The 21960-nt window shown below is 38.4% G+C and carries 18 protein-coding genes; 9 read left to right on the forward strand and 9 right to left on the reverse strand.

Annotation, left to right across the window (positions count from 1 at the left end):
- Positions 1–102 precede the first annotated feature (102 nt).
- From GS400_RS18520 to coxB, 3 genes are read right to left on the reverse strand one after another with little or no spacing between them, the layout of a single operon-like run.
- Complete coding sequence (locus GS400_RS18520; RefSeq protein ID WP_160104206.1) at positions 103–675, reverse strand: cytochrome c oxidase subunit 3; 573 nt, start codon at positions 673–675, stop codon at positions 103–105.
- Positions 672–2591, reverse strand: a complete 1920-nt coding sequence (gene ctaD, locus GS400_RS18525; protein ID WP_160104207.1) for a cytochrome c oxidase subunit I — start codon at positions 2589–2591, stop codon at positions 672–674. The genes GS400_RS18520 and ctaD overlap by 4 nt, the downstream gene beginning before the upstream one ends.
- A 13-nt stretch (positions 2592–2604) precedes the next feature.
- Complete coding sequence (coxB, locus tag GS400_RS18530) at positions 2605–3309, reverse strand: cytochrome c oxidase subunit II (RefSeq protein ID WP_160104208.1); 705 nt, start codon at positions 3307–3309, stop codon at positions 2605–2607.
- A 172-nt stretch (positions 3310–3481) separates the two neighbouring features.
- On the opposite strand from coxB, the gene GS400_RS18535 reads away from it, so the two are divergent.
- Positions 3482–4366: an STAS domain-containing protein gene (locus tag GS400_RS18535; protein ID WP_160104210.1), complete on the forward strand. Its 885-nt coding sequence runs from the start codon at positions 3482–3484 to the stop codon at positions 4364–4366.
- A 43-nt stretch (positions 4367–4409) separates the two neighbouring features.
- Here the strand turns inward: GS400_RS18535 and GS400_RS18540 are convergent, their stop codons facing one another.
- Positions 4410–4706, reverse strand: a complete 297-nt coding sequence (locus GS400_RS18540; protein WP_160104211.1) for a phasin family protein — start codon at positions 4704–4706, stop codon at positions 4410–4412.
- Entirely contained in the window at positions 4699–6354 is a 1656-nt protein-coding gene (locus GS400_RS18545) for an ABC1 kinase family protein (RefSeq protein ID WP_236561048.1), read from the reverse strand. Before GS400_RS18545 ends, GS400_RS18540 begins: the two co-directional genes overlap by 8 nt.
- Before the next feature lie 166 nt (positions 6355–6520).
- On the opposite strand from GS400_RS18545, the gene GS400_RS18550 reads away from it, so the two are divergent.
- The 3 genes from GS400_RS18550 to GS400_RS18560 all read left to right on the forward strand — a co-directional run bounded on the left by GS400_RS18550 (position 6521) and on the right by GS400_RS18560 (position 9144).
- Complete coding sequence (locus GS400_RS18550) at positions 6521–7405, forward strand: GNAT family N-acetyltransferase (RefSeq protein WP_160104212.1); 885 nt, start codon at positions 6521–6523, stop codon at positions 7403–7405.
- A gap of 137 nt (positions 7406–7542) precedes the next feature.
- Positions 7543–8268 carry an AraC family transcriptional regulator gene (locus tag GS400_RS18555; protein WP_160104214.1) on the forward strand — a complete coding sequence of 242 codons (726 nt, stop codon included), beginning with the start codon at positions 7543–7545 and terminating at the stop codon, positions 8266–8268.
- A 180-nt stretch (positions 8269–8448) separates the two neighbouring features.
- The gene (locus GS400_RS18560; protein ID WP_160104215.1) at positions 8449–9144 is read left to right on the forward strand and encodes a phosphatase PAP2 family protein; all 696 of its coding nucleotides are present in this window, start codon (positions 8449–8451) and stop codon (positions 9142–9144) included.
- 48 nt (positions 9145–9192) lie between these two features.
- Here GS400_RS18560 and GS400_RS18565 read toward each other — a convergent pair whose 3' ends face one another.
- The 3 genes from GS400_RS18565 to GS400_RS18575 all read right to left on the reverse strand — a co-directional run bounded on the left by GS400_RS18565 (position 9193) and on the right by GS400_RS18575 (position 12599).
- Positions 9193–9885, reverse strand: a complete 693-nt coding sequence (locus GS400_RS18565) for a TVP38/TMEM64 family protein (protein ID WP_160104216.1) — start codon at positions 9883–9885, stop codon at positions 9193–9195.
- Positions 9886–10247: 362 nt separating this feature from the next.
- Entirely contained in the window at positions 10248–10397 is a 150-nt protein-coding gene (locus GS400_RS18570; RefSeq protein ID WP_160100743.1) for a hypothetical protein, read from the reverse strand.
- A 318-nt stretch (positions 10398–10715) separates the two neighbouring features.
- Positions 10716–12599, reverse strand: coding sequence for a bifunctional metallophosphatase/5'-nucleotidase (locus GS400_RS18575; RefSeq protein ID WP_160104217.1), 1884 nt, complete (start codon positions 12597–12599; stop codon positions 10716–10718).
- Positions 12600–12839: 240 nt separating this feature from the next.
- Here GS400_RS18575 and GS400_RS18580 point away from each other — a divergent pair, with 240 nt between their 5' ends.
- On the forward strand, positions 12840–13706 hold the full coding sequence (locus GS400_RS18580) for a fructosamine kinase family protein (protein WP_160104218.1): 867 nt from the start codon (positions 12840–12842) through the stop codon (positions 13704–13706).
- A 63-nt stretch (positions 13707–13769) separates the two neighbouring features.
- Here the strand turns inward: GS400_RS18580 and GS400_RS18585 are convergent, their stop codons facing one another.
- Positions 13770–14741 (reverse strand): YbgA family protein, encoded by a 972-nt coding sequence (locus GS400_RS18585; protein ID WP_160104219.1) that lies wholly within the window; start codon positions 14739–14741, stop codon positions 13770–13772.
- 169 nt (positions 14742–14910) lie between these two features.
- On the opposite strand from GS400_RS18585, the gene GS400_RS18590 reads away from it, so the two are divergent.
- The 4 genes from GS400_RS18590 to GS400_RS18605 all read left to right on the forward strand — a co-directional run bounded on the left by GS400_RS18590 (position 14911) and on the right by GS400_RS18605 (position 21877).
- Positions 14911–16479: an HsdM family class I SAM-dependent methyltransferase gene (locus tag GS400_RS18590; protein WP_160104220.1), complete on the forward strand. Its 1569-nt coding sequence runs from the start codon at positions 14911–14913 to the stop codon at positions 16477–16479.
- Positions 16480–16650: 171 nt separating this feature from the next.
- Positions 16651–18015 (forward strand): YjiH family protein, encoded by a 1365-nt coding sequence (locus tag GS400_RS18595; protein WP_160104221.1) that lies wholly within the window; start codon positions 16651–16653, stop codon positions 18013–18015.
- A gap of 785 nt (positions 18016–18800) precedes the next feature.
- Positions 18801–20432, forward strand: a complete 1632-nt coding sequence (locus GS400_RS18600; protein WP_160104222.1) for an acetolactate synthase large subunit — start codon at positions 18801–18803, stop codon at positions 20430–20432.
- 11 nt (positions 20433–20443) lie between these two features.
- Positions 20444–21877 (forward strand): aldehyde dehydrogenase family protein, encoded by a 1434-nt coding sequence (locus GS400_RS18605; RefSeq protein ID WP_160104223.1) that lies wholly within the window; start codon positions 20444–20446, stop codon positions 21875–21877.
- The last annotated feature ends 83 nt before the right edge of the window (positions 21878–21960 follow it).

Raw genomic sequence — 21960 nt, forward strand, 5'->3', positions numbered from 1 at the left:
GAATGACCAACACGTAGACGAACCTATTCATTCGACATTTTATGATACCCCTATTATTACCATACCGACTTACAAAGTCAATGACCAAACATACGTTTACACCTAATAAAATAAATACGGACCATAGACTAGTGTGATAATGAAAATCCAAACCACATCTACAAAGTGCCAATAATAACTAAATATATTTTGCTTCTGCGCATAATTCATAAATGGAATTCGATTCTTTTGATACGCTAATACAAGCATCCACCCCATCCCAAATAGGACGTGAGAAGCGTGTAAGCCTACTAGGATATAGAAGGAAGAGAGAAACAGGTTTTGGGTTAACGTGAACCCTTCTTTGTAGTAAGTCTGAAACTCATGTGCTTCCATACCAATAAAACCAACTGATAACAAAAACGTAGTCAATAATCCGATCCATATCCCTTTATGGTTCCCTTTTTCCACAGCCTTTTCACCATAGTGTATGGTTGCACTACTTGTGAGAAGGAAAACAGACGAAATGATCACCGTTCTTGCTTCAAATACTTCTTTAGGTATCGGATTAATAGCAGTAGGCGTATAAATAAAGTACGTTGCAAAAAGCGTAGCAAACATAATTGCTTCACCGATTAAATACATCACAAACCCTAGCTGCTTATCACGAAAACGTTCAGTTTTGAAGGTATTCATTCGTTTTCCTCCTCTCTCGCCACCCTTACATGTTCATCGGTCAAGTTTCGAATAACAAAGAATGATAGAACTCCTATTCCTGCAATAATTTGGAGCCATGTTTGATGATAGATAAATGCTAGAGAAAACACCATCATCATGCCAGCTAATCCGATTGGTTGCCAGGAAGTCACATCAATCGGAGCACTTCTTGCACTCTCTGCTTCTGGTAGTTTTCCACCACGATTACGTTTCGCTTCCCACAATGGATCGATCGTTTTCACAAGAGGCATCGGTTGGAATGGGTGCTCAGGTGCAGGTGACGGTACAGCCCACTCAAGGGTACGACCATCCCATGGGTCATTTCCTGTGTAATCCGGATTCTTAAAGCTTTGATAGATATTCCAAATAAACGCTAGCGTTCCAAGACCCATTAAAAAGGCACCGATTGTACTAACAAAATTGTAAATAAACACATCATCTTTAGGAAGATACGTATAAACCCTTCTAGGCATGCCATTTAATCCAGCTAGATGCATAGGGAAGAATGTTATATGGAATCCAATTACGAATAACCAAAAATGCCATTTTCCTAACGTTTCTTTTAACTTGATTCCAAACATCTTCGGGAACCAATAATAGATTCCAGCAAAAGCACCTAATACAGTTCCACCAATCATCGTGTAGTGGAAGTGGGCAACTACAAAGTAACTATCATGATATTGCATATCTGCCGCAGCAACAGAAAGCATGACTCCAGTTACACCACCTACCACAAACGTCGGTATAAAACCAAGCGAAAACAGCATAGGTGTTGTAAGTTGGATCAAGCCTTTTCTCATTGTGAAAAGCCAGTTAAAAATTTTGATACCTGTAGGGACAGCAATTAACATGGTTGTAATAGCAAAAACCGTATTCACTAATGGTCCTAATCCAACCGTGAACATATGGTGGACCCAAACCATAAAGCCTAATAACCCTATAATGGTAATAGCAATAACCATTGAGGTATATCCGAACACTCTTTTTTTGGAGAAAGTAGAAATAATATCAGAGAATATTCCAAATGCCGGAAGTATAATGATATACACTTCTGGATGACCAAAAATCCAAAATAAGTGTTGCCAATAAATTGGGGATCCCGCTTCACCCGTAAAGAATTGCGTACCAAACATTCGGTCAAACATCAGTATATAAAGGGCGATAGTTAAAACAGGAAATGCAATTAGAATAAGAAACGATGTAATGAGTGTAGACCATGGGAACAGAGGCATACGTGTTAACTTCATTCCTGGTGCTCTGTGACGAACGATGGTAACGATCATATTGATAGCTGCCAAAATCGTCCCTATTCCCGATACCTGCAACCCAAATACATAATAGTCATTCCCCGCTTCAGGTGTGTATGTACTTATACTAAGAGGAGCATAAGCTGTCCATCCCGCATTTGGAGACGCCGTCATAAAAAAGCTCATATTTACAAGAATAGCCCCTGCGAGAAATAACCAGAAGCTTACAGCATTCATATATGGAAACGCCATATCTCGAGCTCCAATTTGTAGAGGAACCGCTACGTTCATTAAACCAATTAAAAGTGGCATAGCCACAAAGAAGATCATGATTGTTCCATGAGTAGTGAATGCCTCATTAAACTTATCCCCCTGAAAGACCCACCAGTCATTTTCAGGTACGGCCAGTTGGACCCGTATAATTAATGCTTCTATACCAGCTCTGATAAAGAATAAAGTTGCTGATAACAAATAGAGAACACCTATTTTCCGATGGTGAGTAGTGGTTACATACTTCTTTATCGTCGGCCATTTATCCGCCTTTGTGATTAAATAAAAGATCGCAGCCCCCGATAAAATCACGGTTATGTACGCTAACAAAACGTCAGAAGCAATATAAAAGCTTCGATCAAATAAATAAAAGGTCATACGTCTCCCTCCTCTACTCGGTTTTTCGTTTCATCTTTTGGATCCATTGTTTATAGTCTTCTTGTGTTTTGACGATTGTTTCAAAGCGCATAAGAGAGTGCTCTTTCCCACAGAATTCTGCACATTTCCCTTGATATGTTCCTATCTCATCCGGTGTTACTATCAACCTTCGCTCTTTGCCAGGAATAACATCCATTTTCCCACCTAACTTAGGAACCCAGAACGAGTGAATAACATCATCAGAATTCAAATGAAAAACAACAGGACGATCTTTAGGAATGACAAGCTCACTTGTTTGGACAACTCCATTTTGATATTCAAATGTCCAACTAAATTGCTGGGCAGTGACATCAATATGTACCGCATTCGGTGGCGTTGCTGAGGAACTAGCCGATATTTCATAAGTGATTTTTATCGTAGGTACTGCCAGAACAGCCAATAAAATAATGGGTAGTACTGTCCATGTTATTTCAAAAAAACGATTCCCTTTCTCATCTTCCGGAATTCTATGTTTGTTTTCTTCTGTTTGTCGATACTTCCATACAAACCAAATAAACAAAACTATGACCGTAGTAAAGACGATCATCATTAAGGCAAAACTAAATTGAATTAAAAAGGATTGACCCTTAGCTGTTTGAGACTTTGGATCCAACACACGCATGTTACAGCCTGATAAAATAAGTAGGACGGATGAAAGAATTACATATAATTTCCGCATCTTTTCTCCTCATTTCTACACCATTTGATAATCTTTTAATCTATTACCTACTTCCTTTTATATGAAACATTCATGGATGGTGGATTTTGTATTTATTATGCGAATAAAGGAAATTTCTCAAAATTATAATTTTGAGTTTTACTTTATAATTAAAAATTTATATAATATAAAATTGAAAAATGAGACTGAAAAACTAAATGGTGGTGTCACAAAAGTCATGGAGAGTAAAAACCATTTTTTATTCTTTCAAGAAAAAATGCTTACCCATTCTAGTGAAATTGCACATGATATCATAAGCCTATTAGAAGAACGTTACCCAGAAGATTATCGAGGTTTAGCGGACGAAGATAAAAACACTCGTATTCAAATCATAAATGAATTGGTTCAAACGATTGCCAATAACTTAGTTCATAGAGAAAATACACCTACAATCACGAAAAATTGGGGAGAATATATTGGTGAAGAAGCTATAAAAAAGAACCTCCATTTGCCAACTTATCTTCAAAAGATAAGTATTTATAAAGAGGTTATATGGACGTTTATCGAGGAGAAGTTCAAAGAGTATGATCAGTCGTCCTCAGGAATGATCCAAGTCGTAATGCAGGTAGACTATCTATTTAATCATATTATTCATGGATTTAGTTTAGCATTTTCTAAAGATGAGAAACGTCGTATGGATGATTACGAGGAAAAATACTTGAAACTATCCACGCCTATTGTACCCGTTAAGGACAATGTCGCGATTCTACCTATTATCGGAGAAATTGATGAGAAACGTGCGAACGTTCTAATTGAGGAAACTCTAAACGAGGTCAATCAATTAAATATTGATTGGATTGTGATTGACCTGTTAGGGGTTTATAACGTCGATGATTTATTTATGAACCATTTACAGAAATTACTCGAGTCTATCATCATTCTCGGCATCACACCAATTCTCACAGGAATCCGCCCAGAATTTAGCATGCGCGCCACGCAAATGGGACTTAATATCATTCAAAGCAAAGAAGTCCTAACAAAACCGAACCTGAAACAAGCAATTGAAATGCTTCAATAAAAAAGAGTACCGTGCTTTAACACGGTACTCTTTTAATTTGATATTATTCTTCATGCTTTGCTTCAAGCTTCTCAATACGACTCTCTAACTTCTCGTACTCTTCTTTCGTAACAAATCCTAAATCTTTAATCATATCTTTAAAGTACTGCTCAGATTGAGCGCTCCATTCCTGGTTTTTCTTTTCTCCCTTTTCCTTGAACTCATTCATCATATCTTTTGCTTCCCCAGGGGAAACCTGACCTTTTGCGATCATCTCATCAACGACTTTATCGAACTTTTCCTTACTGCTCATTGCTGCGCCAAGACCAATGAAAAATCCTTTTTTTAATAAATCACTCATTGTTATTCCTCCTATTATTCGTAATGAGATAAATATTCCTAAAGTGACGAATGAAAATCAGTAATAAACTTAATAAACTGGCACCACTTACGCTAATGCCAATGTATAGCAGTATTTCTAGATCCTCAACATAGCCAAACCCTGCTACACCAGCACTTAAAGTGAAGACGATAAAACTTAAAAGACCATAAAATAAGTAAAATTGATGGAACAGCTTTCTTTGATAATATCGCTCTTTCCATGCTCTTTCCCGTGCACCATCAGTTAGAAACTGATTTACTGATCTCGGAAGTGAAAGCAGTGGTTTGGCTGATTCTTTTAATACATTCAAGTAAATGGATTCATTAGAATCATTCCCCGAAACCCACTGTTGAATAACAGGCTTACCCCACTTCATAAGATCAATTTCAGGGTAAACGGAGGTTAAAACGCCAATCACAATGGATGAAGCTCTTCCTAAAAAGGCATAATCAGCTGGTAATTGGATTGGTTGATCCTGAACAAACTCCTGAACGTCACTTAAAATTTGATTAATGACATCCTGATCAAACTTTTCAAAGTTACCTGCTAAATACATATCAGCTGTTTCTTTTAGCAATCGTTTTACCTTTTGCTGATTAGCATGCGGTAATAAAAAGTCCATCTTTTCTAAAGCGCGTATGACTGCATCATAATCGTCCAAAATAAATCCTTGGATCATCATTCGAATGTTACTAGCGTCTTCTTGCTTAATCTCTCCAACCATTCCAAAATCAATCATGACAAGCGTGCCATCGGATCGAACCATCAAGTTACCTGAGTGCGGGTCTGCATGAAACATCCCAGCAGAAACAAGCTGATCCGTGAATAAGTCAAAAACACGTTTGGCAATTTGCTCACGGTCAAGGCCGTTTTCACGAATAAATGAGGAATCTGTTACCTTTGCTCCCTCAATCCACTCCATGACGAGCACTCGTCTTGTAGAAAGATGTTCATAGTACTCAGGAACATACACTCCTTCCCAGTCCTGATATCGTTCCTTAAAGCTGAGTGAATGCTTTAATTCTTTCTGAAAATCTAACTCCTTGCTAATGACCATAACTAACTCGCGATACAATGCACCAAGGTCTGCTTTTTTCCCAAATGATGTTACTCTCGCAAGTATCCAAAATACAATACGTAACGCTTTAAAATCGGTACGAAAAATTTCTTCAACTCGGTGCCTTTGCACTTTTATGGCAACCGGAGTTCCATCAAGAAGATATGCTTTATAAACTTCCCCAATTGAAGCAGAAGCTACAGGTTGGTCCTCGATGTCTTGTATGTAATCCTCTATGTTTCCTTTCCATTCTTGTTGAATGATTTCTTTGGATATATGAGGAGGTACCGGTTCAACCCGGTCAACTAATCCCTCCAACTCATTTAAAAATACTGGTGGAAGCAGGTCTGCCCTTGTACTTAAGAATTGACCAAACTTAATCAGTAATCCTTCGAGCTCTAGTGATTTTCTACGATATTCTTTTGCTTGGTTTACGAGCAGGGATTCCCACTTTTCTCTAGCACTCTCATCCCAAAAACGATGGGTGCGTCGAAACCAGAATATTTGCCACATAAATTTGATAAACATAAATACGATAACAGTAATTCGATAAAATGCACGATATTTCAACGTTTGAGATTCCCTCCTCTTTTATTTAGTTTGCCATTATATGTTCATAGTACCCGTTTTTACTGTGGGCAACCCTTGAAAAAATTTAACTGAGCCATAATCCTAACTTTTCTTTTCATAAGCGCTTTGTTACAGTATGAAGCACCAACATATGAGGAGCGTAACAATGAACATTCAACCATTAAAATACGAAGAATTAGAAGAAGTTAGTCTATGGTTAGCTAACTTAAATGAAAAAGATAGCCATTTTGTTGCATGGCTAGACTCTGGTGTAGAGGCTATAAAAGCACAACTCTCCCCACTTTTGTCATTTGAATCAACACTTCTTTGGGTGGGAAGAAATGAAAGGGAGATCGTTGGTTTCATCGGACTTTTACCTTTCTTTAATCAAAAAATATGCCGATTACTTGGCCCATTTACAACAAACGCACATGCACTTGAATCCATGAGTGAACTTTGGGAGAAAGCTTCCCCAATTGCTTCTCATTATTTTGATATTGTTAAAGTGGCATTCTTCAAACAAAATGACGCCCTTACGAAGTTCAGTGAGCACCACGGTTTTTATTGCTACAACAGTGAAAAAAGCCTTCTATTACATAAGGACCAGGCTACTGATCAAGAATTAAACGCATATCAAATCGATCCCTATCAAGAAAGGTTTAATGAAGATATTCGACGACTTCACCCTCAAGCGGCCTACTATACACCTGAAGAACTTTTACAACTTATAAACGATTCCGAGAATCATTTGTGGTGCTATGTAGAAGATGGTCATGTGAAAGGTTATGTGTATTTTGAAGAAATCATTGGTACAGATGAAGGGGAGGTTTGTTTTGTTAATGTAGAGAAAGGAGAAAGAAGTCAGGGAATTGGTAGCGTTCTTATTCAATACGCTTGCCATAAAGCCTTTCATGAATTTGGACTCTCGCTTGTAACCATATCTGTTCGAACAGGAAACCCAAAGGCCGAGAAGCTTTATAAAGAGCTTGGCTTTAAAGAAGGACCAACGATTTATGCTTATGAGAAAGCGATGAATATGAACCTACCATAGACGATTCTCCTTCTTTCTTTCCAATATTCCTATTTCATACATCCTTCATTTATGATATGTTTAGGTTATAAGTAACCGCTTACAATGATTCTAATAACCTCCTAAAAAGGAAAAAATATGTGTTTGTAGGTGACAAAATGAGTAACTTGTTAAAACAAAAGACCGTTGATCATGAGATACCGTTTCAAATAGCCCAAGAAGAAGAATATATGCAACCTTCATATCTTATAGAAAAACAATTGCTAGAGGCTATCAAGCAAGGCAATCAAGTGTTAGCTGAACAGTTGTCCTATTCTATAAGACAACACTCTCATACTCAACTAGCAGATGATCCGTTACGGTCGAAACAGAATCATATTATTTCTACGTGTACGTTATTTACGAAAGCCATTATTGATGGTGGGGTTAAACCTAAAAAAGCTTATCCGCTAAGAGATTCATACATTCGTAAAATTGAAAAGGCTGAAAACGAAGAAGAACTAGAACACTTTGAACGAATGATGCTGCAATATTATATTGAATTTCTAAGGCAAGAAATCACATCACCTTATAGCAAAGTCATTAATCAATCCATTTCATTTATCCACGACTACTTACTCCATGATCTTACCTTAGATATGATCGCTGAGCATTGTTATGTCAGTCCTAGTTATCTATCCCATCTATTTAAAAAAGAAGTAGGCATTTCTGTTGTTCAATTTATTAATCAAAAAAGAATTGAGGAATCGAAATACTTTCTACTACAAACTCCTATTCCAATTTCAGACATCGCTACACTATTTCAATTTTGTAATCAAAGCTATTACACATCTTTATTTAAAAAACACACAGGAAAAACACCTAAAGAATATCGCGGAACGTAAAAAGGTTTGGGGAAATTATACTTAATTGCAAGAGGGTGTGAAACCTATACTCACACTCTTTTTTGACGTCCTCTGTTTTACAAAACATAAAATTCATATTACTGGAAACCATCCAACAGTTTCATTGCTCATTTTTAGGGGAATGGATACCAACAATGTTAGAGTTACGGAGGTGTCACTTTGATTTTTAGAGGAACACGCTTATCAGATATTTCTAAGACATCCATTGCTTTAATCGTAATAGGTTTTATTGTTGTAGGTCTATCCTTTAACTTCTTCTTTGAATTAGGTGAAACTGTTTTAGAAGATGAAAAATTTGCAATAGATGCTGCAACCACGGAGTTTATTAATTCAATTAGCACTCCATGGATAGTGAATGCCATGGGTTTGATAACAGAAGCAGGGTCTGTTATGTTCTTAACGATTGCATCAATCATTTTAGCAATCTATCTATTTTTCTTTTCTTCATTTAGCAGATGGGTCACTGTTTTTTTCGCAATAAACATGGGCGGGATTAGTGCACTGACCAAAATATTAAAACTTTCATATGCAAGAAAACGCCCTAGCGTGCTAGAAAAATATGATGGTACAGGATTCAGCTTTCCTAGTGGTCACACAACTGGCTCTATTGTATTTTATGGATTTATCATCTATTTAGTTACCGTGAGTCACCTTGGTAAACGATTAAAGTGGAGCCTCAATATCTTTATTGCTTTATTCGCTTTATGCATTGGTATAAGTCGCTTATTCCTAGGCGTTCATTTTATAACGGATGTGATGGCAGGCATTTCATTCGGACTTTCTTGGCTATTAATATGCATTATGGCATTAGAAATTACGTTATGGAATCAACGTAGAAGACAAGTGAAACATTAATAAAAACCACTTTCCATTGTTCTGGAAAGTGGTTTTTTAGGATCTATTTTAATTCTTTAACTCTTTCATTTCGTCCTTCAATTCATCTAAATCATATTTGCTTCCTAGCTGACGCTTTGTAAGGTAGGCTAATAAAGCTAATACCACAATAATACCTGCTAAGATGATCAGATTCATTGGCTTCAATTTTAATAAACTGGAACCAAAGTAACCAAACATAAACGATCCAGGAATTGTTCCAACTAGCGTAGCTAATAAGAACTTCCACCAAATCACTTTCATTTTCGCACAAAAGAATGTTAATAAATCAAAATTAAGTGCTGGAATAAGACGAAGCATTAACACGGACTTGAAGCCATTTTCCTCAAGATCATTTTTAAATGCTTTGAGTGTATCTAAATTTCTATCTTCGATGTGAGCTTCATCAGTGAAGATACGAATAGCCGCAAAGGATGTACCTGCTCCGATAACTGTTCCGATAATGTTATAAAGTGTTCCCATATATGGTCCGAAAATCAAACCAGAAGATAGTGCGATTATGGACAATGGGATTAATGTAAATGGTCTTATTGCAAAGATTCCCATTAAAATAACTGGGGCCCAACCCCCGAAACTTTCCACCCACTTCTGTATATCTTCAGGCTTTAAATTGAAGAATAGCTTATTTAATAGAAGGAATAATCCGGCTATAGATATAAGTACAACAATTTTAATTATAAAATTCCGTAATTTCTTATTCATTTTTTACCCTGCCTTTTATTATATGAAATAATAGCCTATAATGCGCTTTCCCCTAGATTCAAAGGTTTGAAACGAGAAGTTTTTGTCAGTAGGTGGAATTTTACATAAATCCAAAAAGCTAAATCTTCAACAATTGCCCCCTTATCTGAAGACTTGGAGTCGAGATAAGTTAAGAGCAGTCCGTTGCTTTTATGAGAGGTAGGGGTTCAGTGAAACGGCAATACTCCTGCGGAAGACCAGCTGAGCCTCCTCGTTCACTCCGTTCTCTGTGGGGTCTCATCTGCCCTTTCTACCGCGGGAGTTTGCCGTTTCCCTCACCCCTTTACATTTATGGAGGTTAACGGACCCTAGTTACTTGAGATCTAAACGTTACGGACATCGGTTCCGTTATTTTGAACTTTTAAGGCATTTCGAGAGTCGTTACGGACATATGGTACCTTATTTATGACAAATTGGGCTTTTTCAATGTGATTTGATGCAAATAACGGAATAAATGTCCGTAAGAAAGTCATTTTAAGGTCAAATAACGGAACAATTGTCCGCAAGTATTTCCTCACATAATCGCTGCGGTTCCGTTAATCACCATTCGGCTAAGGTGGGCTTGGGAACGGGTTGACTCCTCCGGAATAACGGGCGAGCGAGACCCCGCAAGAAGCGTAGCGTATGAGGAGGCTCGATCGTTCGTCCGGGGAAAGCAACCCGTTCCCAAGCCCACCGCACTCCACAATAGCAACGGAACCGCCTCTCTCACTAAAACAGTTATTCCAGATTACTGCCAGATTGCTGAATTAAAAACCCCTGACCGCAATGGACAGGGGTTGATTGGTGTTTTACTGTTGAGATGTTTCTACAATACGTTCTTCTACTTCTGTGTTAATGGATTCTAGTTCTTTTAAATATTTTTCTACGATGTCATACGTTGTGTATCCAGTGTTAAAGGATTCGTTATCCTTGAACATTGCGTATCCATCTCCACCAGCTGCTAGGAAGCTGTTTGTTGCAAGCTTATACGTTTTAGACTCATCAAGTGGCTCTCCACCAATCATAACTTCGCCTACACGTTCACCAGCTGGTTTTGTAATATCATATGTGAAGGACATGCCTGCAATTTGAGGGAATCGTCCTGCTACTTCTGAAATTTTTGATACGCCATTTTCTAGTGCTGCTTTAATTTCAGAACCTGTTACATCCATTGTAGTTAGTGTATTTCCGAATGGAAGTACGTTATAAAGGTCGAGCTTTGTTACTTCACCTGGCTTGATTTCTGCGCGAATGCCACCACTGTTCGTTAAAGCGATGTCCGCTTGATGACCTTCAATCGATTGTGTTTTTTCAAGCATTACGTCTGCGATTAAGTTACCAAGGTTTGTTTCTTGTGATCTGATCGCTGAACGTTCACCTACAAGAAGCTCATCTGTTGTGGTGATAACTTCTTGCATTTTCTCATCTACTTGCTCTGTAATCTTTTCAACCATTGCTTTTACTTCTTCATCCGCTTTAACAGAAGCATCGTATTCCTTAAGACCACCTGTGAATCCTACAAGTTCATTATTGTAGTAATATAGATCTGCACGACCAAGAGACTTTCCATACTCCCAATCTTGAACGATATATGTGTCATTAACACGTTCAGGAGCATCTAATGGTGTGTGGGAGTGACCACCAACAATTAGATCGATTCCATCTACTTTTTCAGCAATCTCACGGTCTACGGACAATCCAACATGAGAAACTACAACAACGTGATCTACTTCTTCTTTTAATTTAGGAATCATCTCTTGCGCAACTGACACAGGGCTCTTAAATGTTAAGCCTTCTACGTTATCAGGGTGTGTTAAAACGGGTGTTTCTTCAGCAACAAAGCCAATAAATGCATACTTTTCACCCGCTACTTCTTCGTAATGAACAGGTACTAATAAGTTCGAGCCATCTGGCTTAAATACGTTCGCTGAGATCATTGGATAATTTAATTGATCACGAAGTTTTAAAAGCTGCTCGTAACCAAAGTCAAATTCATGGTTCCCAGCTGCCATTACATCGTAGTCTAAGTGATTTAAGATTGGAAGAACGGATTCTCCTTGGAACTGGTTAACAAAAATGGTTCCTTGGAACGTATCTCCAGCATCAATTAAAAGGAAGTTTTCATTTTCAGCACGCCATTGATCAATAAGCGTTGCCATTTTTGCGTAACCAAACTTTTTGTTGTAGCCATCTTCTTCAATATTCCCATGAACGTCATTTGTATGGCCGATTGTAATATGTTTAGTTGCCGCTTCCCCTAGACCTTGAAGGAACATGCCTCGAGTAATTTTACCTGTTTGTTCAAATGACACTTCAAACCCGAGCTCTCCAGCAAGTGAAGCTGCTTCTTCTGCTTTAAGCTGTTTGAATGGGTACATACTTTCTTTCTCTGTAATAGCTCCTGCTTCATGAGCCCATTGCAAATAAGGTGTAGACCAATGCTTTGGATTTTCTAGTTCTGGAATTTCTGCTCCTTTTGTACGAGCTATGAAAATCACGGCCTCTGCCATCGTAATGTGGCGATCAAGGTGGAAGTTACCTTGTAAATCCCCTCTTAAAATGTTCTTTTCTGCCATCCATTCCGAATGGTGATACGGTTTAAGTGGTTCAGCATTCACAGAACCTGCGCTTACAAATAAAGAAGCAGATAATGCCGCTGTCGCTAAAACCTTACTTACTTTGTTCACGTTCATAAAACTCTTCCCCCTTAGAATGGTGTCCCCCCTGTTTTTCTTTCTCGTTGTAAACCCTTTCACGTTTATGTATAACAAGGAAACAAATGTAATTTTTGGTAGTATATATACCAACTTTTATTATAGCTCAATATGACACTCTTTTCATCGTTTTCTGATAATTTTGTATCATTTTGTTAAATCATGATAGGTTTAGGTTATACAGAAAAGGTAAACGTATGATAAGTGAGGTGATCAATTATGAAAAAGCGTATATCTCATGCACTTGAAGTGATCGGGGACAAATCAGCTATTCAAGAAATGACACAAATCTCTGGCGGGGATATTAATCAAGCCTACTACATCCAAACGAATGAACATGAATATTTTATAAAAGGTAACTCCAATGTTTCGGAACATTTCTTTCGAGTAGAAGCGAAAGGGTTAAAATTAATGAAAGAAACAGGTGCGGTGAATGTACCTGAAGTATATTATTACGATGACCCAGTTGAAGACGAAGGTGTCATAGCCTTGGAATGGATAAAAGGAAATAAAGACTCCAGAACTGAAGAAAAACTAGGTGAACAACTTGCCTATATGCACCAACATTTTGGTGAAAGCCACGGTTTTGATGAAGATACTTTTATCGGTCTGCTTCCTCAGCCGAATAAGTTCTATGATAAATGGGTGGATTATTATCATGAATGTAGACTCGTCTCTCAGTTTAATATTGCTGCTGAGCGCGGCAGGTTACCACTTGACCGTAAACACCTATTAAAAAAATTAATGGAGCGTTTACCAGAGTGGATTGATTATGGAGCGAAGCCTTCACTCCTTCATGGAGACTTATGGGGTGGCAACTGGATGGCTGGCAAAAATGGATCTCCTTACTTAATTGACCCTTCAGTGTTATATGGAGATCATGCCTTCGAAATCGCATTTACAGAATTGTTTGGTGGATACTCCGATGCATTTTATCAAGCTTATCAGGAAAGGTTTCCACTTCCAGAACATTATGAAGATATTAAAGCAATTTATCAGTTGTACTACTTACTTGTTCATTTAAACCTTTTCGGTGAAGCTTATGGTAGTTCAGTAGATCGAATCTTGAAATATTATGTAGGGTAAATTCATATCCATTGGTGTGCCGCGCTATGTCGCGGCAACACCTCATAGGTTCAGCACATATGTTTATGCATAAGCTCTACCTTTTCCAGAATCGCTAATCTCAACTAGATCTTCTGGATAAGGTTCAAAATAGGTTTGTTGTTTAAGGTAATCATGGTCAAACCGAATCACCCATGATTTCAATATTCCTAAAACCGTACTTAAAGGAATTTTTTCATTGTAGTATTTATCTAATTCCTCTAAGAAGAAATCTTTTTCCCCTTTTGTCAGTTCATTTTTAAAGTAACCCATGATATGCTGACACACATTTACGTTGGACCTGCGATTAGGAGCTCTTCGAAACATCCAAGTCAAATGCTTTTCATATTCTTCAAACATTTCTTCCACTGGTAGTTTTTCCTGATTTGCTGTAAGTCTACCCATATCCTTTAATGTTTTTTGATTGTATGTCATAAAAAGATACTTGTTTATGGATTGAAAAAGAACCAGTTTCTTCATTGAAGGTTCTTTTTTCAACTCGCGGAAATGCGCTAATGTAAAGAGCTTTGTAAAAAAGTGTTCGCGAATACGAAAGTTTTTCAATCTTCCTTCTTCTTCAACTGCTAAACCCGGATGTCGATCCAATACTTCTTGTGCAAACAACCCTTTCGTTTTTCCTACTACCGGGGATTTCTCAGGCTTATCATACACTTTTACGTCTTGGATACCGCAAGTAGGGGAACGATTTTTTAATAAAAAGCCATCTACATCTCCTAAGGAATCTAAAAATCCATTTGCAAACGTACGCATGTGTTCTGTAAGGTCTTTTCCTGTCGCTGGTTGTACTAAACGCTCCTCATCTTCTTCACGGACGATTCGAATAATATCTCTCGGAACTCCTAACCCTATCTCTACTTCAGGACAGATAGGCATGAACGTAACATGAGGCTCTAATCGTTGTACGACTTTATCCGGTATTACTTCACCATTGTATCGAACTTGATCAAATTCAAGGCACTTACTGACAACAACTTTTGGTGTGGCAAATTCACGCATGTATATCCCTCTTTTTAATATGAATTCTTCATTCCCTATTACCCGATTCACTCTTTATTTATGATTCTCGATAGTCTTAGTTTTCCCTTTTCACCTCTTGGGATTCGCTTCAACCTTCTTCTTCTTGTACAATGAATGATAACTTAAACCTCGCAAGGAGACAGACAAAATGGATACCACACTTGAGCAATCCTACATCAATCAAACACCTCTATCCTATCGAAGAAAGAAGGGACAGTACTTCACTCCCCCACATATAGCTGAAGTTATGGTTGAATGGCTCGTTCCCACAGAGCCAGCAACCATTTTAGATCCGGCTGTTGGAACGGGGATATTTCCTAGAGCATTAAATCAGCGAATACCAGGCACTATTTCTAATTGGGAAATATACGATATCGATGAATCCTTCATACATCCACTGGAATCAGTGGGTCTCGATATGTACCATCAAGACTTCCTTCAATCAGACTGGGAGAAGCTTTTTGATGGAATCTTAGCTAATCCGCCTTACTTTAAGTTAAGTAACCATAATCATAAAGAGGAGCTACTTAAGACTTTTGAGGAGAAACTAGGTGTTCGCTTACCCGGCAATACGAATATTTATAATCTATTCATTTTAAAATGCCTTGAACAACTTAATGTAAACGGAAGAGCTGCTTTTATAGTACCCTCAGATTTTTTAAATGCAGATTATGGGCAGCATATAAAAGCATATTTACTCGAGCATAAACTGTTGGATTACGTAGTCATTACAGATTATCAATTGAGCTGGTTTGAAGAGGCGACTACTACCTCTGCTATCCTTTTATGCAGTCGGGAAGAGACAAAAGATATTGTAGAATTTATAAATGTACAGTCCGATTCACAAATGAAGAATTTTAAAGAGTTTCTTCAAAGGGTGGATTACTCTAAACCCTATGGAAAGTCTTTTGCTTACCATGAGCTAAATCCAAGTATTAAATGGAGGCATTATTATCAAGATTCATTATTGGAAACCTATAAAAACCTTCGACCCTTTCATGAGTTTGGAAAAGCTAAACGAGGGATAGCCACAGGAGCAAATGATTTCTTTTGTTTAAGTGAAAGTGAACGAATTGAATGGGGGTTAGATAGAGAAGTCACTGTCCCTTGTCTTATCAAAGCCTATCAAGCAAGCGAGCCCTTCTTTACTTGGGAGAATTGGGAATCGTTAAAACATGATGACCATCCTGTGTATGTATTACAAGTAAAACAAGAGCATGAGCAACATCATGTTGTTCAACGCTACATTCAATACGGAGAAGAACATCATTTTCATCAAAGATACTTAACGAAACACCGTAACCCCTGGTACAAGCCCGAACTAAGGGAACCTGCACCCATTCTTTTTCGTGTATTTAATCGGTCTAGTCTCCAATTCATTCGGAATGAAGCTGGCATAATGCATTTGACGTCCTTTCATGGTTTGTATATCCATGAATATTTCATGCATGAAATTGATGTGATTATGGCTTACTTTTTAACCGATGTTGCAAAGGAACTGATGAAAGAATCTAGGCGGGAATATGGAAAAGGGCTTTTAAAGTTTGAACCTAATGACTTGAACCAATCTTGGGTTGTGGATTTTGAACGTATTGAAGAAAAAGAAAAGGATCAAATTCGTGAGTTATATACGAGCATACGCCAAGAGAGAGCTTTCTCTCGAGATGAGTTATTGTCAAGGTTGAATAAGATGTTTATTAAGATATTGAAAAGGTAACCTATTTTATATCATTTAATATACATCTTAATAAATATACAGCTCTATTAATTTTTATTAAATTTCCAGTAGATTTTTGTCGAGTCATGTATTAAAATAAAATCCGTTGCATACTTATGATGACTTCAGATCAACATGCAAAGGAACATGACCTAAACGTAAAGGAGGATAATGAAGATGAAAAACCAACAAAAATTTCCGTTTCAACTATCTGATCATTTAAAATTCATCGTGCCATCACTCATTGGTATTTTGTTATTTATGATTCCAATGAATTTAGGCGGGGATGTCACCATTCCAGTAGCTTATTTTGCAGGTGTATTACAAGAACGACTTAGTGATCAGCTTTCTGCCATTATGACAATCATTATATCCATTACAGCTATTGGTACGATCATAGTCAAGCTTCTAGGTGGTGAATCTTTACGACGTTTTCCATTCTTCAGAAACCTCTTTGATGTTTCTTGGGTCTGGGTCATCATCCGTATTCTCGGAGCGATCTTTGCCATCATGACATTATTCAAATTTGGATCTGAGATGGTTTATTCAGCGAATACAGGCGGTTTATTGCTAACATCGTTATTGCATATTTTATTTACTGTCTTTTTATTTGCAGGGTTATTCCTTCCCTTACTATTGAATTTTGGACTACTTGAACTGTTTGGAATCATGTTAACGAAGATTATGCGCCCCCTATTTACCACACCTGGGCGCTCTTCGATTGATTCCATTGCTTCTTGGTTAGGTGATGGGACAATTGGAGTTTTATTAACAAGTAAACAGTATGAAGAAGGGCATTATACGAAACGTGAAGCTGCTGTTATCGGGACAACCTTCTCCATTGTTTCCATAACATTTACACTTGTAGTAGTTGCTGAAGTTGGACTTGGAGACATGTTCCCTATCTTCTACGCTACGGTATTACTTGCTGGATTAATTGCTGCAATTATTATGCCGCGTATCCCACCATTATCGAAAAAGGAAGATACCTTTTTAAGTGGTGAAAAGGCTAGCGCTGAGCCGGGTACTCCTGAAGGATATAATTTATTTAGCTGGGGGTATTACAAAGCTGTTGAGCGTGGAAAAGAACAGTCAAGTGTTAAGGACTTCTTTAAACAAGGATTCCAAAACATTTTAGACATGTGGATGGGGGTTGCGCCTATTGTCATGGCGCTTGGTACGATTACACTTGTGATCGCTGAATATACACCACTTTTCACATGGCTTGGGTATCCATTCATTCCATTGCTTGAACTTATGCAAATCCCTGAAGCAAACGCTGCTTCCGAAACCATTTTAGTAGGCTTTGCAGATATGTTCTTACCAGCCATCATTGGATCTTCTATTGAGAGTGAAATGACACGCTTTATCATTGCTGCATTATCCGTTACGCAGTTGATTTATATGTCAGAGGTTGGTGGACTTTTATTAGGTTCTAAGATTCCAATTGGAATGAAAGACCTTTTCATCATATTTGTGGAACGTACGATTATTACACTACCGATTATTACGGCAATTGCTCATATTATTTTTTAATTTTTAAGAGAAGATACTTTTTAGCCAGAAATGCTGGTTTAGTATCTTCTCTTTTTTTACTCCATCCTTAAAGCCCCCTTATCTTGAAGACTTGGATTCGAGATATAGTGCGTATGGTTCCGTTGCTTTTATGGAGTGCGGTGGGCTGGGAAACGGGCTGCTTTCCCCGGACGAACGATCGAGCCTCCTCATCCGCTACGCTTCTTGCGGGGTCTCGCTCGCCCGTTTTTCCGGAGGAGTCAGCCCGTTTCCCAGCCCACCTTAGCCGAATGGTGATGAACGGAACCCTTGACTGAAAAGAGGAGCTAATTGATGCATTGTGCTAAACCATAATTACATAGATAGTGACTAAGATATTAAGCATGTTCAAGGTGTTTATAAGATCAATTTACTACTTTTATGACGAGTGAGAAATCCACTTATTCGAGCTGGTCCGTTAACCTCCACTTCTATAGGGGGAAGGAAACGGTGAGACTCCAGTGGTATTACGATCGGGCGAGACCCCGCAGAGAGTGAAACGAACGAGGAGGCTCGAACGTGAGTCCACAGGACGCGAACCGTTTCACTGACCCCTTCCTCTTTTTACCGTAACGGAACCACCCTCTCACAAAGATGCTTATTCAATATTATTGCCATTTAACTTAATAAAATTCTTTGTATTTTCTAAACAAAATCATGTCAACGTCCTCCCTCTTAAAACCCAATGAAAGTAAACAGATTTCACATGTGTAAAATTCCCACTTTGTAGAACAATAATGAAAAATATGAGCAAAGGGGTTACATATATGAAAGTTGCGGAGTTATTTGTGAAATGCCTTGAGCATGAAGGTGTTGAATATATTTTTGGTGTTCCCGGTGAAGAAAATATTGATTTGATGGATGCATTAAAGGATTCTTCTATTCAATTTGTTGTGACCAGACATGAGACAGGTGCGGCGTTTATGGCTTCCCATTACGGAAGACTTACCGGAAAGCCTGGTGTTTGTCTTGCAACACTGGGCCCTGGTGCTACGAACTTACTGACGGGTGTAGCAAATGCGAATATGGACCAATCTCCCGTTGTCGCAATTACAGGTCAAGCTGGCTTGAATCGTCAGCACAAGATTTCACACCAGTATTATGACTTAGTATCTGTGTACGAACCTGTAACAAAATGGAATGCACAGATCAAAAAAGCAGAAATTGTACCAGAAGTAATACGCAAAGCGTTTCAAGTTGCAAGCCAAGAAAAGCCTGGGGCTACACATATTGATTTACCTGAAGATATTGCAGACATGAAAGTCGAAGCAAGCCCATTAGAAATAAGAAGAGAACCTATATCCGTTGCGTCTGATGACATGATTCAAGATGCAGCTGAACTCATATCCCATGCAAGTTCCCCTATTATTCTGGCGGGGAATGGAATTACAAGAGACAACGCATCTAAGAACTTACGCCAATTCGTAGAAAAGCATCAAATTCCAGTCGTTCATTCCTTCATGGGGAAAGGAGCACTGTCTTGGGATCATGAACTTAGCTTGCTAACTGCAGGAGTAGACAATGACTACCCATCATGTGCGTTCGCTGAGGCTGACTTAATCATCCCTGTAGGTTTTGATATGGCAGAAGTAGCGCCTAAGAGTTGGAATCCAAATGGAGATACGCCTATTCTCCATATTGATAGTCAGCCTGCAGAGACTGATGAGTATTACCCTGTAGAAACAAGCCTTATTGGGGATATCAGCTCCAACCTCGACAAACTAAGTGAGCGCTTATCTCCTAAGCAGCGTGACCTTTCTTGGGTAGCTACCATTCGAGAGAAGGCTCTGGGTGAACTCAAAGAATTTGAGAGTGATACCTCCTTTCCAATGAAACCGCAAAAAATTATTTCTGATTTACGTGCTGTTTTAAATAAAGAGGACATTGTCATATCCGATGTAGGGGCTCACAAAATGTGGACGTCTCGTTTGTTCCATAGTTATGAACCGAATACATGTCTTATATCAAACGGCCTTGCATCTATGGGTGTGGCTGTACCAGGGGCTATTGGAGCTAAATTAGTTCATCCCGATAAAACAGTAGTAGCCTTATGTGGAGACGGAGCTTTTCAAATGACGAGTGCAGAACTCGAAACAGCAAAGCGATTGAACCTCCCAATCGTAGTTCTTCTCTGGCGTGATGAAGGATACGGATTGATTGAATGGCATCAAATGAAAAAATTTGACCGCGCTTCTCATATTGATTTTACAAATCCAGATTTTATTAAGCTTGCGGAAGCTTACGGATTTGAAGCGATGCAAATTAACTCAGGAGATACCTTACAAGATACGTTAAAGAAAGCGATCTCCTTAAACAAACCAGTTCTTATTGATTGTCCTGTTGACTATGACGAGAACATGAAATTGACAAAAAAGCTAAAGAATATGCAATGCGAATAGGAGGCAACAAGATGCAAATTGGATCCATTATCAATGGTCAGGAACGAAAGGAAGATAACCGACAAACAATGGATGTTTTTAATCCATATAATCAAGAGAAAGTCGTTACGCTTATGTTAGCTACAAAAGATGATTTAAATGAAGCTGTTGAGAGTTGCTTCGAAACGTTTCATAACAAAATGAACCACATGCCTGCTCACGATCGTGCGGATATTTTAAGAAGAGCAGCAGATTTACTTGAAGAACGTGAAGAGGAATTCGCACAAACCATTGTCCAAGAAGCTGGAAAGCCTATTAAATACAGTAAAGGTGAAGTGCAGCGTGCGGTGCAAGTTATTCGTTTTGCATCTGAATTAGCTAAAAACATCTATGGTGAAGTAATCCCCATGGACGCAGCAGTCGGTGGACAAAACCGCATGGGATTGGTGAAGCGAAAGCCACTGGGTGTAGTAGGGGCGATCACCCCTTTCAATTTTCCATTGAACCTCTCCTTGCATAAAATCGCACCAGCCATTGCAGCAGGAAATACGGTCGTGTACAAACCTGCAGAGAAAACACCTCTTTCTGCTTATAAGCTTGTACGTCTTTTTCAACAAGCAGGACTGCCCGATGGAGCATTAAATCTTGTTCTTGGAACTGGAAAAGAAGTTGGTGAACCACTTGTCCAACATGATAAGGTCCAAAAAATCACATTCACAGGAAGTGTTCCTGTTGGTAAAAACATTCGAGAATCAGCAGGTTTAAAAAAGGTTACGCTTGAACTTGGCTCTAATTCACCGAATATCATATTTAATGATGCAAATCTAGAAGAAGCAGTGGAAGGTCTCGTAAAAGGGGCATTTGCCTTCTCAGGTCAGGTTTGTATTTCCGCTCAACGAATTTATGTACATCGAGATATTTACGACACATTCCTCGAAAAATACGTAGAACTAACGAAAACGTTAACCATTGGAAATCCAGAAGATGAGGATACAGATTTTGGGCCAATGATTAATGAAGATGAAGCAAAACGAGCGAAGCAATGGATCGATGATGCAGTTGAAAAAGGAGCTAAAGTGCATACCGGCGGAAAACGAAATGGAACGATTTTAGAACCTACCATTATGTCGGACGTAAAAAACGATATGAAAATTATTGCTCAGGAAGTATTTGCTCCTATTGTGTCGGTAATGCCTTTTGATTCTGAAGAAGAAGTCGTTCGACGATCCAATGACTCAATTTATGGCTTACAAGCCGGTGTTTTCACCAAAGACATGGATCGAGCTTTCCGTGTTGCGGATCTGCTTGAGATGGGTGGCGTTTGGATTAATGAGATCTCTACCTATCGCCAAGATAACCATCCATATGGCGGGGTCAAGCAAAGCGGAATGGGAAAAGAAGGCGTTAAATATGCCATTGAAGATATGACAGAAATGAAATTTATCGGAGTTAAACTAAAGGGATAATCCCTCTCGCATGCAGTTGAATAACTGCATGCTTTTTATTTACATAAATATGGTTAAAAGCCCACCAATTACTAGTTTAGAGT

Origin of the sequence: Pontibacillus sp. HMF3514 (genome assembly GCF_009858175.1) — a bacterium.
Taxonomy (GTDB): Bacteria; Bacillota; Bacilli; order Bacillales; family BH030062; genus Pontibacillus.

Bases quoted from the DNA above. Each gene is read 5' to 3' on its own strand.
- GS400_RS18585 (WP_160104219.1), bottom strand. From the start codon at position 14,741: ATGCGTGAATTTGCCACACCAAAAGTTGTTGTCAGTAAGTGCCTTGAA.
- coxB (WP_160104208.1), bottom strand. From the start codon at position 3,309: ATGCGGAAATTATATGTAATTCTTTCATCCGTCCTACTTATTTTATCA.
- GS400_RS18575 (WP_160104217.1), bottom strand. From the start codon at position 12,599: ATGAACGTGAACAAAGTAAGTAAGGTTTTAGCGACAGCGGCATTATCT.
- GS400_RS18520 (WP_160104206.1), bottom strand. From the start codon at position 675: ATGAATACCTTCAAAACTGAACGTTTTCGTGATAAGCAGCTAGGGTTT.
- GS400_RS18580 (WP_160104218.1), top strand. From the start codon at position 12,840: ATGAAAAAGCGTATATCTCATGCACTTGAAGTGATCGGGGACAAATCA.
- GS400_RS18570 (WP_160100743.1), bottom strand. From the start codon at position 10,397: ATGACTTTCTTACGGACATTTATTCCGTTATTTGCATCAAATCACATT.
- GS400_RS18595 (WP_160104221.1), top strand. From the start codon at position 16,651: ATGAAGATGAAAAACCAACAAAAATTTCCGTTTCAACTATCTGATCAT.
- ctaD (WP_160104207.1), bottom strand. From the start codon at position 2,591: ATGACCTTTTATTTATTTGATCGAAGCTTTTATATTGCTTCTGACGTT.
- GS400_RS18590 (WP_160104220.1), top strand. From the start codon at position 14,911: ATGGATACCACACTTGAGCAATCCTACATCAATCAAACACCTCTATCC.
- GS400_RS18555 (WP_160104214.1), top strand. From the start codon at position 7,543: ATGAGTAACTTGTTAAAACAAAAGACCGTTGATCATGAGATACCGTTT.
- GS400_RS18600 (WP_160104222.1), top strand. From the start codon at position 18,801: ATGAAAGTTGCGGAGTTATTTGTGAAATGCCTTGAGCATGAAGGTGTT.
- GS400_RS18565 (WP_160104216.1), bottom strand. From the start codon at position 9,885: ATGAATAAGAAATTACGGAATTTTATAATTAAAATTGTTGTACTTATA.
- GS400_RS18605 (WP_160104223.1), top strand. From the start codon at position 20,444: ATGCAAATTGGATCCATTATCAATGGTCAGGAACGAAAGGAAGATAAC.
- GS400_RS18540 (WP_160104211.1), bottom strand. From the start codon at position 4,706: ATGAGTGATTTATTAAAAAAAGGATTTTTCATTGGTCTTGGCGCAGCA.
- GS400_RS18550 (WP_160104212.1), top strand. From the start codon at position 6,521: ATGAACATTCAACCATTAAAATACGAAGAATTAGAAGAAGTTAGTCTA.